This is a genomic window from Hyphobacterium sp. CCMP332, from assembly GCA_014323545.1.
Lineage (GTDB): Bacteria > Bacteroidota > Bacteroidia > Cytophagales > CCMP332 > CCMP332.
On sequence record CP058647.1, the window covers coordinates 522,008 to 534,353 of the forward strand.

General features: G+C 35.0%; 16 protein-coding genes. 4 read left to right on the forward strand and 12 right to left on the reverse strand.

Features of this window, described 5'->3' with window-relative positions; all coding sequences use genetic code 11:
• Window positions 1-57 precede the first annotated feature (57 nt).
• Window positions 58-1,713: a phenylacetic acid degradation protein PaaN gene (paaN, locus tag HZR84_02200; GenBank protein ID QNL20802.1), complete on the reverse strand. Its 1,656-nt coding sequence runs from the start codon at window positions 1,711-1,713 to the stop codon at window positions 58-60.
• Window positions 1,714-1,715: 2 nt separating this feature from the next.
• The gene (locus tag HZR84_02205) at window positions 1,716-2,237 is read right to left on the reverse strand and encodes a hypothetical protein (protein QNL20803.1); all 522 of its coding nucleotides are present in this window, start codon (window positions 2,235-2,237) and stop codon (window positions 1,716-1,718) included.
• A 70-nt stretch (window positions 2,238-2,307) separates the two neighbouring features.
• On the opposite strand from HZR84_02205, the gene HZR84_02210 reads away from it, so the two are divergent.
• Window positions 2,308-2,604, forward strand: a complete 297-nt coding sequence (locus HZR84_02210) for an iron-sulfur cluster assembly accessory protein (protein ID QNL20804.1) — start codon at window positions 2,308-2,310, stop codon at window positions 2,602-2,604.
• Here HZR84_02210 and folB read toward each other — a convergent pair.
• The 4 genes from folB to HZR84_02230 are packed head-to-tail and all read right to left on the reverse strand — an operon-like array spanning window position 2,601 to window position 5,369.
• Window positions 2,601-2,960, reverse strand: coding sequence for a dihydroneopterin aldolase (gene folB / locus HZR84_02215; GenBank protein QNL20805.1), 360 nt, complete (start codon window positions 2,958-2,960; stop codon window positions 2,601-2,603). The genes HZR84_02210 and folB overlap by 4 nt on opposite strands.
• Entirely contained in the window at window positions 2,960-3,712 is a 753-nt protein-coding gene (locus tag HZR84_02220; GenBank protein QNL20806.1) for a DivIVA domain-containing protein, read from the reverse strand. Before HZR84_02220 ends, folB begins: the two co-directional genes overlap by 1 nt.
• A complete protein-coding gene (locus HZR84_02225) occupies window positions 3,709-4,614 on the reverse strand; it encodes a WD40 repeat domain-containing protein (protein QNL20807.1) in 906 nt (301 codons plus the stop codon). Before HZR84_02225 ends, HZR84_02220 begins: the two co-directional genes overlap by 4 nt.
• Window positions 4,614-5,369, reverse strand: coding sequence for an ion transporter (locus HZR84_02230; protein ID QNL20808.1), 756 nt, complete (start codon window positions 5,367-5,369; stop codon window positions 4,614-4,616). The genes HZR84_02225 and HZR84_02230 overlap by 1 nt, the downstream gene beginning before the upstream one ends.
• Window positions 5,370-5,448: 79 nt before the next feature.
• On the opposite strand from HZR84_02230, the gene HZR84_02235 reads away from it, so the two are divergent.
• Entirely contained in the window at window positions 5,449-6,105 is a 657-nt protein-coding gene (locus HZR84_02235; GenBank protein QNL20809.1) for a 4'-phosphopantetheinyl transferase superfamily protein, read from the forward strand.
• On the opposite strand, the gene HZR84_02240 is transcribed toward HZR84_02235, so the two are convergent.
• Both HZR84_02240 and HZR84_02245 read right to left on the reverse strand, forming a co-directional pair.
• Entirely contained in the window at window positions 6,085-6,915 is an 831-nt protein-coding gene (locus tag HZR84_02240; protein ID QNL20810.1) for a hypothetical protein, read from the reverse strand. The two genes, HZR84_02235 and HZR84_02240, sit on opposite strands and share 21 nt — an antisense overlap.
• Entirely contained in the window at window positions 6,912-8,537 is a 1,626-nt protein-coding gene (locus HZR84_02245; GenBank protein QNL23162.1) for an acyl-CoA carboxylase subunit beta, read from the reverse strand. Before HZR84_02245 ends, HZR84_02240 begins: the two co-directional genes overlap by 4 nt.
• A gap of 189 nt (window positions 8,538-8,726) precedes the next feature.
• On the opposite strand from HZR84_02245, the gene HZR84_02250 reads away from it, so the two are divergent.
• A complete protein-coding gene (locus HZR84_02250) occupies window positions 8,727-9,149 on the forward strand; it encodes a hypothetical protein (protein QNL20811.1) in 423 nt (140 codons plus the stop codon).
• Here HZR84_02250 and HZR84_02255 read toward each other — a convergent pair.
• Entirely contained in the window at window positions 9,146-10,141 is a 996-nt protein-coding gene (locus HZR84_02255) for an aldo/keto reductase (protein ID QNL20812.1), read from the reverse strand. The genes HZR84_02250 and HZR84_02255 overlap by 4 nt on opposite strands.
• Window positions 10,142-10,197: 56 nt before the next feature.
• On the opposite strand from HZR84_02255, the gene HZR84_02260 reads away from it, so the two are divergent.
• The gene (locus HZR84_02260) at window positions 10,198-10,854 is read left to right on the forward strand and encodes a phosphatase PAP2 family protein (protein QNL20813.1); all 657 of its coding nucleotides are present in this window, start codon (window positions 10,198-10,200) and stop codon (window positions 10,852-10,854) included.
• Here HZR84_02260 and HZR84_02265 read toward each other — a convergent pair.
• From HZR84_02265 to HZR84_02275, 3 genes are read right to left on the reverse strand one after another with little or no spacing between them, the layout of a single operon-like run.
• Window positions 10,851-11,201, reverse strand: coding sequence for a DUF4296 domain-containing protein (locus HZR84_02265; GenBank protein QNL20814.1), 351 nt, complete (start codon window positions 11,199-11,201; stop codon window positions 10,851-10,853). The two genes, HZR84_02260 and HZR84_02265, sit on opposite strands and share 4 nt — an antisense overlap.
• The gene (locus HZR84_02270) at window positions 11,198-11,572 is read right to left on the reverse strand and encodes a DUF423 domain-containing protein (GenBank protein ID QNL20815.1); all 375 of its coding nucleotides are present in this window, start codon (window positions 11,570-11,572) and stop codon (window positions 11,198-11,200) included. Before HZR84_02270 ends, HZR84_02265 begins: the two co-directional genes overlap by 4 nt.
• The gene (locus HZR84_02275) at window positions 11,572-12,249 is read right to left on the reverse strand and encodes a YggS family pyridoxal phosphate-dependent enzyme (GenBank protein ID QNL20816.1); all 678 of its coding nucleotides are present in this window, start codon (window positions 12,247-12,249) and stop codon (window positions 11,572-11,574) included. The genes HZR84_02270 and HZR84_02275 overlap by 1 nt, the downstream gene beginning before the upstream one ends.
• Window positions 12,250-12,346 lie beyond the last annotated feature (97 nt).

Consider the following 12,346-nt stretch of genomic DNA (forward strand, 5'->3'; position numbering starts at 1 on the left):
TAAGACAAAGAGTTAAGGTTAATTTCAAATTAAATATATACAAATATATCTCATTAATTAAATTGGTATACGCGTTCCTACCCACACAAATCTTTTTATAACGTATTCCGGGTTAGTAAACGAAGCATTGCCTGCAGGGTTGCCTCCCGTTACATGAAAGTCAGAAAAGGCAGCATTTTGATTGACATAAATACCTCCTGTCAGATTAAAAGAAACACTTGTATAGCTCAATTCCATTGCACTTTTGATCTTTTCTTGCACATCGTTGTCAATACTATATGCTCCACAGGAAATAGCACCATATTCTTTGGCCAAAGAGCTTGCCAATTCAATGGATTCCTCAGTATTACTCGTTTTTATCAACATTGCATAAGGTCCAAATATTTCTTTTTTAAAATGCTCTCTATCTTTTTTATCCACTACAGATAACTTTGGAGTCATTACACGGGCTTCTTTAAACATTGGGTTTTCAATCTTATTTTCAGCAAGAATATTGTTCCCAAAATTTAAGTTTTTCATTCGCTCGATTGTGGCAGGATTCTGAATAGCGCCCAATACAAAAGGTCCGGCTTTTGGATTATTTACCAATGAATTTACAGCTTCACTTAGTTTATTAGCAACATCATCAAAGCTGACATGTCCTTCTTTTGTTTTTACACCACTTTCAGGAATAAAAATGTTTTGGGGAGCTGTACACATCTGACCTGAATAAAGTGTAATTGAAAAAGCTATATTTTGAAGGACTTTGTCCAAATCTTCCACAGAATCAAGGATTATACTGTTAATACCTGTTTTCTCTGTAAAGGTAACCTTGCCTTCCAGTGACTCGAGGTAATTACCGAATTCACTACCTCCTGTATAGTCGATTAATTTAACATTACCGTCTTCAGCTAATTTTTTACTTATAAGATTTTCAGGACTGTCCGGAGCAAATTGACAAATTTCCTTTGGTAATCCATTTTCAGCAAGCACATTCTGTATCTCGGCTGAAAGTATGGCAATTGGTAAAATGGACATGGGATGTGGCTTGATTATTACCGGATTTCCCGTAATCAAGCTGGCATAAATCCCGGGAACTGAATTCCAGGTGGGAAAGGTAGAACAACCAATTACAAGTCCAAGTCCTTTGGGAACAGCTGTCCAGCTTTTCTTAAGTTTAATATTGTATTTACCCATTGGTTTGTCCCAAACTGCTTCTTTGGGAAAACGGTTAAGTTCTTCATAGCCGGCAGCAATTGCTTCCAATGCCCTGTCGGCAGCATGGGGCCCTGAAGCCTGAAAAGCCATCATATAGCCCTGACCAGTTGTATGCATTGTAGCATATGCTACTTCAAAAAATCTTTTCTTAAATCGCTCTAAGGATTCTATTAGAATACCGGCTCGGTCACCCGGACTGGTCCGGCGCCATAGTTCAAATACATTTTTGCCTTTTTCTATCAAAGTTTCCGGCTCAAAAAATGGGTAGTTTATTCCCAGTTCCATATTCAGGTATGGCGAGATTTCGGATCCGACACTTGAATTTGAACCCTTGGAATTTAATTCGGTAAAGTCCGATTTTAATTGTTTCTGGAATTTTTTTCTGCCATCGGCATCTGCTTCTTCTCCATATATTTTAGGTGATGGATGTTCCGGATATTGAGCAAAAAAAGTCCTTTCATGAAGTGCTTTTATGGCTTTGTTTAAAGTCTCCTGATGTTTTTGAAATAATGACATAATTAAAATATTTCTTGAATTTCCTTTTTAATATAAAGTATAGCCCTGGCACAAGGATCCACATTTGCTGCAACCATGGCTTCAATAATTTTTTTACCCAAAACATTAGATTTTTCTTCCGGATCGAGGTTTTGAGCTATCCGGTTTATTAGAGAAATGGTCTCCTCTTTAGATTGCTTTACGAGGCTCCACGCTTTATCGCTGATGTAAACCTGTTGTGAAAGATTGTGATTGTACTCTTCGCGTATTGAAGCTATTAAAATCTCCTGAAATTGGGCCACATTAAATTTTTGATTTTTTACCCGCATGATAAGGTTTGGAGGACTGATCCTTTCCAATAATAGAATTATTCTCTCATAGGCCTGCAACCTTACAGGAAGGACATGCTCCGTATTTTTCAATTTTAATTCTGCTAATCTCTTTTCAAAATCTTTTTCAAGAAAAGCTTTGACTGTGAGGTACATTGCAAAAAGAATAGCTCCGGCTGGAACTAATATCTTTATGAGGTCTGTTGCTATTTCCATATGTTGGCAAAATTAGTCGGATTAGACATTAGTTTGAAACTTAATTGCTTTTATTTCTTTTACAGTATAAATGGCACAACCCTATATCGATATAAGCCCAAAGGCGCTCGGCGAAATTAAAAATATAATGCAGAATAAGAATATCCCGGAAGGATACGGTTTGCGAATTGGCGTAAACGGTGCCGGATGTGCAGGTGTTCGTCAGTTTCTGGGATTTGATAAAATGAAAGAAAAAGATGATAAATTCATTATTAATGAGATTGAAGTGTACATTGATAAAAAAGATGCAATGTATTTAATTGGTCTTGTTCTTGATTTTCAGGATGATGCTGAGGCACGCGGATTTGTATTCCGATCCGGAAATTAATTACTTTTTGCTTTTGTAATTACTGTAGCTTTTTTACATATCCCGCCTAAAGGTGGATTAAACTTACTTACTGCTGTTTCAACCAGAGTTATTTTTGGGTAGGCGAGTAAAACTTCCTGATTTATGCGGTGGGATAAATGTTCCAACAGTCTTGCCGGTTTAGCCATCTCATCTTTAATGATTTTGTAAATCACTTCGTAATTAACGGTGTCTTTTAAGGTGTCGGACTCAGCTGCTTTACTCAAATCTGTAATAATACGCATGTCCACACTGTATTTATTTCCTGTTACTCTTTCTTCATCATGATGTCCATGATAGGCAAAAAATTCAATGCCATTTAAACGAATTTCTGCCATTATTGATTTATTTCATCAAAAAAAGACCCGCCTTTGGATTTTTTCTGATCTTCTTCCTGCTTATTTTCCTGAAGTTTTTCTTCCTCCATGTCCTTTGTTGTTTCTTCCTTATTTTCGGATTCCTTTACTTCTTTTTCTTGTTTTGCCTCTTTGGGAATTAAGTCTTTCACAACTTTTTTTCCTTTAAATTCTTTTTTAGTCTCTTTTATTTTAGCAGCCAGATTCTCACTGGAATTCGTTCTGGATTCCATTTTTTTCAATCTATCGAGAATATCATTGGCAGAATTTTTCATGTCTTGCATAAAATCTTCTCTCATCTTTTCTATGCTTTTGAAATTATCCTCCAGATCTTTTAATTCATCGACCAAATTTTGAAAGGTACTTGCAGCAAGATCTTCTGCCTCTTCAATAATATTTCGGGCTTTGTTATTGGCATCGTTGAGCATCGATTCAACCTGCATCTTTGCTTCTTTCAAATGCAATTCGGCAGCCTGCTTACTTTGTTCAACCATATTGGCTCCGGTATCTTCTGCCGTTTTTAAGGTTTTAAAAAGAGAACTCTCAACCTCTTTTAATTTTTGAACTTCCTTTTCTGACTCTTCGAGTTTTTTAAGTGTATTTTGATATTCAGTCTGAAGTTTTTCCCATTCTGATGACAGCGACTGAAGGAAGGCACTCACCTCATCTTTATCATATCCCCGGAAGTTTTTGTTAAATTCTTTTTGTCTTATTTCTAAGGGCGTAATTTTCATTTTATAGACTTATTTATTTCCCAAATACTAAGGCTTCTGTCATCGCTACAAGATACAATATAATTGTTAAAATTTGTCCAGAGCAGTTTATTGACTGAAGTGCCATGTCCGGCGTGTCTTGCTTTATCAATGACCTTAAGTAATTTCTTGTTTTTATAATCCCAAATCTTAATTGTTTTGTCCATACTGCATGTGGCCAAATAATTCAAATCAGGACTCAGGCAAATATCATTTATTGCGTACATATGGGCAATAATATCTTCTTCTAATTGACCGTCAATTTTCCAAAATTTTAAATGGGCATCGCGTGAGGAACTCATAAGGGTTCCATCTTCAGAAAAGAGCACCTTGAAAACCGAGTTTTCATGGGCCGTCCATTCGTCAATTTTCTTTCTTTTATCAATATCAAATAGCCGAATTGTATTGTCGCTGTAACCAACGGCAGCTATATTATCAAGTAGAGAAATGCTCCGCGCACTTTTATCTGTTTCATCCCAAACATGCAGAACTTTTAGTGTTTCTCGTTCCAGTAAAAATAATCGACCCTGACCTTCAGCAACTATTATATATTGATTGTTATACTGTATATCAAATAAATAGGATTTTGATAATTGAACAGAGGTTTTTTCCTTATTTGTTTCAAGATCAATTAAATGAAGGCCGTCAAAATTTTGAGCTATTAATAGATGATTTTTATTACTGATATACTTTATAGCATAAACTGATGCAGGGACTCTTGCTATGATCTTTCCAAAATTCTTTTGACTAATATCCCAAAGTACCACCATACCATCTGAGGATGCAGAAAATATCAAATTATCCACTTTGTGAAAATCCAGGGCAAAGACAGAGTCTTTATGACCTTTTAACGTGTCTATTTTTTTTACATCAAACTTATCCATCACATCGATCGAGGACGCTTACTGGATTTTTTTTCTTCCTCCACCCTTCTTGCCTGATTTAGTGCTGCCGCTATTAATCCGGCAGGTATAGAAATTATTCCCACACCAATGATCAATATCAAAAATGTAAACATCCGTCCTCCTAGAGTAATTGGATAAACATCTCCATATCCCACCGTTGTTAAAGTTATTACTGCCCACCAAAGACTGTGAAAAATCGATGAAAAAGAATCGGGTTGAGCTTCATTCTCAAAATAGTATATTCCTACTGCACTTACGTAAATCAATGTGCCGCTTAACATCAGAAACAAGATCAGTTCTTCCCTCGCCAATCTTAAAGCTGTGGTGATCCTTTCAGTTGCTGTGTGAAACTTGGTCAATTCAAACATTCTGAACAATCTCAAAAATCTCAGTATTCTTATTGTTCTTAAGTCAATTCCAAGGGTCAGATAGAATGGAAGAATCGCAAGTAAATCCACTATACCAAAAAAGCTAAAAATAAACTTCACCCGGTTTTTTGCAATTACAATTCGCAATATATACTCCGCCGTAAAAATGCTAACGGATACTATTTCAAGTATGTAAAAGGTAGTGCTATAAGTTTCTGCAAGACCAGGTACTGTTTCTAAGGAAAATGTAATGATCGAAATTAGAATCATTACTTGAATAAAAACATCAAAAATCTTAGCTTTTGGATCATGGGAATCCTCAACGATTTTTCTCATTGATATTATAAAAGAACTTTCGGAACTCATATCCCTTTCATTAGATTTGCTTTTCTTTAACCAAACTTATCAAAAGTTAATGTTAATTTTTAATTAGTTCGATCCACAATTGTCATACAAATTTGAAATACTGCTCAATGATGACAATAATATGGTAGGGATCGCACCTGTCATTAGGTCTTCGAATATATCGCCAAATTTATTTCTACATAAAGAAGAGCTGCGTGAACTAAAATTAATTACGAATCCCACATACAAAAATCAATGGCTAAGTGCTAGGTGGCTGGCCTCACAATGTAAAAAACAAATTAAAAAAGAGAAGGTTAATGAAATTTTAAAAAATCAGGAAGGCAAACCATACTTGCGGGAATCTACTTTACATGTAAGCCTAAGTCACAATAAAAATATTGCCGCAGTTATGTTTTCAAATTATTCCTGCGGCATCGATGTGGAGTTATTTCGCGAAAAGATTATTCGCATTCAGGATAAGTTTTTGACCACAAAAGAAAAAAAACAGTTTTCCCAAAATATTCCCGCACTCACATTGATCTGGTCAGCAAAAGAAAGTGTATACAAAATGCTGGGAATTCCCGGTTTAATTTTCAAGGAGCAAATCGATTGTGAAATAATCGAAATCAAAGAAGAAGACAGTTTTAATACTTGGGTTAGGATAAACCCGAATAAAATTATAGGAATTAAGGTCAATTATAGGATTTTTGAAAAAGAGCTTCTCACATTTTGCCATTTAGGTGATAGCCATGAGTAATTGTTCAACTTCTTCAAGTTTGTCGAGATCACCTGTTTTTTTAAAACTAACCATTAAATTTCTCAATACTCTTTGAATAATAGCAAGATTGTTACAGGGTTCGTAAAATGAATCCACCGGTTCCATTTTTAACTGATCCAGGTAATGATCGATATCATCTTTGCTGAAAATCAATCCTTTATTAAAAACATTGATATAGAAACTAAATTCTTCTTCCTTGTGGATAAGGATAAAAAGATTGGGAAGGTTTACACCGTAAAGTGGCATTTTTAATCTTTGCCCTAATAACATATATACTACACACAAAGAGATTGGATTACCTTTTCTGCTTTCCAAAACCTGATTAATCATTGAGTTGGCCGGTGAATGAAAACTTCTGGTATTTGCCGAAAATTTAAATTTGTTAAAAATGACATGATTCAAAATCCGTACCTTATCCATGGGTTGGAGGTCTTCTTTGAAATTACTCCAGGCTTCATAATACAGTTGATCTAGTTTTGCTGACACATTTTCCAAACTTAGATCAGGGTACTGATAAGTCGCTATAAGCCACATCCCTTTTAAAAGGTCATTTTGCTCATTATCCTTCCAATCAATGAGTCTTTTTTCCAATTGGTCGAACTGCAATTTGTGTATAACATCCTCAATTCTTGTTTGAAGTGAAATATCAAGTGTATTTTCCCATTGTTCTTCAAGATAAGGGATCGCTCTTTCTCCCAAATGATGAATTTGTTTCATTATTTCTGTGTGAACAACCGGGTCATCATCCTCCAACAATGAAATTAAAGCCTTTATCTCCTTTTTTTTCATGTTTGAATTACACCAACGTTATATTTTTCGACTTTCTTGTGATTTGCAGCTTCTATACCCATCGATATTACTTTTCGAGTTTCAAGCGGATCTATAATTCCATCCACCCATAACCGCGAAGCTGCATAATATGGAGATAGCTGCTCAAAATATTTGTCCTGAATATCTTTTAACAGTTTTTCTTCAGTTTTCTTGTCTATTGTTTCGCCTTTGGCTTTTAAGGATGATACTTTGATTTGAAGCAGTGTTTTTGCTGCACTTGCACCGCTCATAACTGCCATTTGAGCGCTTGGCCATGCATATATCAATCTGGGGTCATAAGCTTTTCCACACATGGCATAATTTCCTGCTCCATATGAATTACCTAAAATAAAAGTGAATTTCGGAACAACTGAATTGGACATGGCACTTACCATTTTTGCCCCGTCTTTAATAATCCCCCCATGTTCTGCTCTGCTTCCTACCATAAATCCTGAAACATCCTGTAAAAAAACAAGTGGAATCTTTTTCTGGTTGCAATTCATTATAAATCGAGCAGCTTTATCCGCAGAATCAGAATATATCACTCCACCCATCTGCATTTCGCCCTTTTTATTTTTCACAATTTTTCGCTGATTGGCTACTATTCCTACAGCCCAGCCATCAACTCGCGCCAGACCACAAATGATCGATTGTCCATATAGTTTTTTATACTCTTCAAATTCTGAATCATCAATTAAGCGTTCTATGATGTCCATCATATCATAAGGTTTTACCCTGTCGGCCGGCATGATACCGTAAATATCTTCTGCTTTTTTCTTAGGTTCTGAGCTCTTTTTCCTGCTAAAACCCGCATTTTCCGATTCTCCAATTTTATCAAAAATATTTCGAATTGAATCGAGGCAAGTTTTATCATCAGGGTGTTTGTAATCAGTTACTCCTGAAATTTCACAATGCGTGCTCGCACCCCCCAGTGTTTCATTGTCAATATCTTCACCGATTGCAGCTTTTACCAGATATGAACCGGCGAGAAATATAGATCCGGTACCTTCAACAATCATCGCTTCATCGGACATAATCGGTAAATAAGCCCCGCCCGCTACACATGAGCCCATAATTGCTGCAATCTGAACAATACCCTTGCTGCTCATTATTGCATTATTTCTAAACATTCTTCCAAAATGTTCTTTATCAGGAAATATTTCATCCTGCATTGGTAAGTACACACCTGCACTGTCCACTAAGTAAACAATCGGTAAATTATTTTCTATGGAAATTTCCTGTGCCCTCAGGTTCTTTTTAGCAGTAATTGGAAACCAGGCACCCGCTTTCACTGTAGCATCATTGGCAACAATTACACTTTGTTTTCCTTGAATGTAACCGATTCCCGTTATAACACCTCCACTTGGGCAACCCCCATGTTCTTCATACATCCCCTCACCGGCGAATTCACCTATTTCAAGAAACTCACTTTTATCATCAATCAAATAATCTATTCTTTCCCTGGCAGTAAGTTTACCTTTTTGGTGTTGCTTTTCAATTTTCTTTTCACCACCACCCAGATGAACTTTTTTGCGCTTTTGTTTCAAATCGTGAATCAAAAGTTTCAATGAGTCTTCGTTTTTATTAAAATTGATGTCCATACTTCCAAAAATAGAAATGAGTGACAAATAATATTCATTTCTTTAATTTATTTCATTTTGAAATTCAAAATCGATTAATGAAGCTGATTCTATCTTATTTTTGACAAAAAAATCTAAAATTTAATTTCAGAGGCTTGATTTATATAGATTTTATTTTGTTTTTTCAACATTGAAATCCATAATGTTAAAATGGACAAAAAAAGAATTGTAAAAGATTACGACAAACTTCCTGAGGATGTATTGGTCAGACTAAAACAAAAATATCCTTATGGTTATGCTGATAATCTAGTATCGTTTGTCAATAAAGAGGGCAACAAGGTTAGCGCATTGCCATTTGAAACGGAAGAAATTTACTATCTCATTAGAATGACTATCTCACAGGCCAACAAAATTATCGAGGACGATGATGATTACGATAAGGATGGAAATTTAAAAGAGGAATTTGCACTGAACATCGCTGATTCTGATTTTGAAGATTCTGAGAAAGGTGAGGAGGAGGACAATGAAGATGATGATAGTATAAGTGTAAGACTGAAAAAAAAGAAAAACAGTGATGGAGATGATTTTGATGATGAAGATGATGATCCTTCGGAATCTCCTGACTATTATTAATCTGTCAGTTTTAATTGTGATAGTTCCTGATCAATGATTTGAATTTCTGCTTCACTTAAATTAAAGTCAAGTGATTTAATGTTTTGTTCAACCTGTGCAGAATTTCTTCCTCCCAACAAGGTGCATGTAATACCTTTCTGCTTAATGGTCCAATTAATAACTAGCTGACTTAAAGACATTCCATGATCGTTTGCAATCGGCTGAACTTTACCGAGAAATGCATTAATTTTTTCACGGTTTTCAGGCTGAAACCACTTAGTATCCTTTCGATGATCGTCTTCATCCCAGTTTATTTTTCCTCTGTATTTACCGGTTAATATTCCTCTTTGCAAAGGACTGTAAGCAAGAATTCCAATATTCTGTTCCATGCAAAATGGAACCATATCTTTTTCGATGTCTCTTTCAAGCATACTGTATGAAAGCTGATTTGAAAGTACAGGAAAATGATTGACGGCTTTCTTAAGCTGCTCCAAATTATAATTACTAACAGCCCCTTCCCGTATTTTACCTTGAGTTTTTAGTAATTCCATAGCTTCCATTGTCTCGGAAATATCGGTAGTTGGATCGGGCCTATGGACTTGATAAAGATCAATATAATCTGTTTGCAATCTTTTTAAACTTGCCTCACATTCTTCGATGACACCGTCTTTGCCTGAATACAAGTAAACATCCAGATCCTGACCATTGTGAGATCCGGTAAAATAAAATTTGCCCTTTTTGATATTCCAATTGATCCCAAATTTGGTTAGTATTCTTAAGTGATCCCGTCTCCCTCTGTTTTTAATTACTTTACCAATAATTTCTTCGCTTTTTCCATAGCCGTAAATTGGTGCAGTATCAATGGTCACAAGTTCATTATCGATGGCAGCACAAATTGCATCAAAAGAATCCTTTTCATCATTGCCACCCCAGGCGGCTCCACCTATAGCCCATGCTCCGAAAGCAATTGGATTTATATCTAAATCCGAGTTTCCAAGCTTAATCAAATCCATAGCGTGAAATTAACAATCCCTTAGTATATCTATACAAATTTTGATATTTGCATGTCATGAACATGGATAAACAATCTTTTAATCTCGATTTCAAAAGCCAGAACATATTATTTATCAGCATGATAGCTTTTTTTGTCCTTGGAGCATTGCTTATGTTCATAAAAAGTAATAAGGAGATTTTTCTTATTTTAAATGGAGATCTGGGTGTGTTTATTGACCAATTTTTTAGGTATGCCACCTATCTTGGAGATGGAATTTTTTATGCGGTCATTTTTATACTTTTATTATTCATTAGGTATGGTTATGCGCTTGACTTTGCTTTTTCTGCGGGTGTTTCTACCCTCTTTGTTCAGTCGGGAAAGCGCTTGATTTTTGCGGATGCTAAAAGACCATTGTCAGAATTGGGTTCTGAATTGGTCCATTTAGTTGAAGGCGTTGATGTACACATGGCCAGAAGCTTTCCATCAGGACATTCAACTTCCGCCATGTTAATTTTCTTTTTTTTAGCACTGATAGTCAAAAATAAGTTTCTGAAGTTTTTAATGCTTGTATTGGCATTTTTGGGAGGCTATTCCAGGATTTATTTAAGTCAACATTATTTTAAGGACGTTTATGCCGGTTTTGCAATTGCAATACTGAGTATATTGGTTATTGCAATAGTCAGAAATAAAATCGGAGAACCGATTTGGTACAGAAAAAAATTTCGGTTTTAGTTATTTTCATGTTTGTCCTTTTCCGCTGATCTTAAATTTAAACTGTCAAGGACCGTCTCATATATTTTATCAAGCTCTTTAATATTTTCAGCATAGTAATGCATACTTGAATTAAACTGTGCGGAATCAATCTCATACTTCTCATAAATATTGGATTCCAGATATTTGTAATAGCTCAGAGCTGAATCCATGGGTAGTTTTGCCTGATTCACTTTGGCCTCGGCGATATGAATATCTACAAGAATATTTGTCATTTTACTTTTTTCAATAATTCCTTCTTTATTAGTCTGCCCTTCATTACAAGACAGGAAAAAAATAATTCCTATAGCCAATAAAGCACTCTTCATTTCTTCAATAATTGATAAGTTAGTAATAACCACGCAAGAATAAACAATACACCACCAAAAGGTGTAATGATTCCAATTTTAGATATTCCGCTTATAGCAAGTGCATAGAGAGAGCCTGAAAATAGTAGTAAGCCTGCGACAAAGCACCAATAAATCAATTTGATGTTCTCAATTTTAATTGAAGTATTTAGAACAGATAAAATCAAAATTGACACCGCATGAAAAATGTGATAAATAACTGCAGTTTTATAAGTTTCAAGTTTTCCGTTACTCGTCAAGAGATTATTTAATGCATGTGCACCGAAAGCACCAAACACAACTGCTAAAGCACAAAATATGGCTCCTGTTACTGCTATATATTTTGTTTTCATCAATTTCTTGCTCCAAATATTGTGCTTCCAATTCTTAACATATTGCTGCCATTTTTTAATGCAATCTGGTAGTCATGGCTCATTCCCATTGATAGGATATCCATGTTTAAATTAGGAAGAGTATAATCTTTCTTAATTGCATCAAATTTCTCTTTTAAATATCTAAACTCAGAATCTATGATTGATTGATCTTCAGTAAAAGTAGCCATGCCCATTAAGCCTTTGACATTGACATTTTTAAATTTTTCTAAATGATCATCTAAAATACCTTTCAGCTCATCCTCATCGAGTCCGTATTTTGTTTCTTCTTTTGCAATAAACAATTGTAGTAAACAATCAATTATTTTGTCTTCCTTAAGTGCTTGTTTGTTGATTTCCTTCATCAGTCTCAAAGAATCTACGGAGTGTATCAAATGAACAAAAGGTATTATTAATTTGACTTTATTTCTCTGCAAATGTCCGATGAAATGCCAAAGGATGTCTTTGGGCAATTCCTCGAATTTAGGAAGCAATTCCTGAACCTTATTTTCACCAAAATCCCTTTGCCCTGAATTATATGCTTCCATAACAAATTCATTTGGCTTTGTTTTACTAACAGCAACAAGGGTAAATTTATACGCTCTATTCTCTTTTTTAATTGATTGAATATTCTTGGCAATTTCTTCTTTTTGCGTCATCTTTGATACCCGTTTATAGAATTAGAATAAAGATCAATAATAACAATATGTTCTTAATAGTTTCTTTTGATTGTAAACAATTAATTTCTACATTTGC

Coding starts and splice junctions, on each gene's coding strand:
- paaN (QNL20802.1), bottom strand. CDS start 1,713: ATGTCATTATTTCAAAAACATCAGGAGACTTTAAACAAAGCCATAAAA.
- HZR84_02205 (QNL20803.1), bottom strand. CDS start 2,237: ATGGAAATAGCAACAGACCTCATAAAGATATTAGTTCCAGCCGGAGCT.
- HZR84_02210 (QNL20804.1), top strand. CDS start 2,308: ATGGCACAACCCTATATCGATATAAGCCCAAAGGCGCTCGGCGAAATT.
- folB (QNL20805.1), bottom strand. CDS start 2,960: ATGGCAGAAATTCGTTTAAATGGCATTGAATTTTTTGCCTATCATGGA.
- HZR84_02220 (QNL20806.1), bottom strand. CDS start 3,712: ATGAAAATTACGCCCTTAGAAATAAGACAAAAAGAATTTAACAAAAAC.
- HZR84_02225 (QNL20807.1), bottom strand. CDS start 4,614: ATGGATAAGTTTGATGTAAAAAAAATAGACACGTTAAAAGGTCATAAA.
- HZR84_02230 (QNL20808.1), bottom strand. CDS start 5,369: ATGAGTTCCGAAAGTTCTTTTATAATATCAATGAGAAAAATCGTTGAG.
- HZR84_02240 (QNL20810.1), bottom strand. CDS start 6,915: ATGAAAAAAAAGGAGATAAAGGCTTTAATTTCATTGTTGGAGGATGAT.
- HZR84_02245 (QNL23162.1), bottom strand. CDS start 8,537: ATGGACATCAATTTTAATAAAAACGAAGACTCATTGAAACTTTTGATT.
- HZR84_02250 (QNL20811.1), top strand. CDS start 8,727: ATGGACAAAAAAAGAATTGTAAAAGATTACGACAAACTTCCTGAGGAT.
- HZR84_02255 (QNL20812.1), bottom strand. CDS start 10,141: ATGGATTTGATTAAGCTTGGAAACTCGGATTTAGATATAAATCCAATT.
- HZR84_02260 (QNL20813.1), top strand. CDS start 10,198: ATGAACATGGATAAACAATCTTTTAATCTCGATTTCAAAAGCCAGAAC.
- HZR84_02265 (QNL20814.1), bottom strand. CDS start 11,201: ATGAAGAGTGCTTTATTGGCTATAGGAATTATTTTTTTCCTGTCTTGT.
- HZR84_02270 (QNL20815.1), bottom strand. CDS start 11,572: ATGAAAACAAAATATATAGCAGTAACAGGAGCCATATTTTGTGCTTTA.
- HZR84_02275 (QNL20816.1), bottom strand. CDS start 12,249: ATGACGCAAAAAGAAGAAATTGCCAAGAATATTCAATCAATTAAAAAA.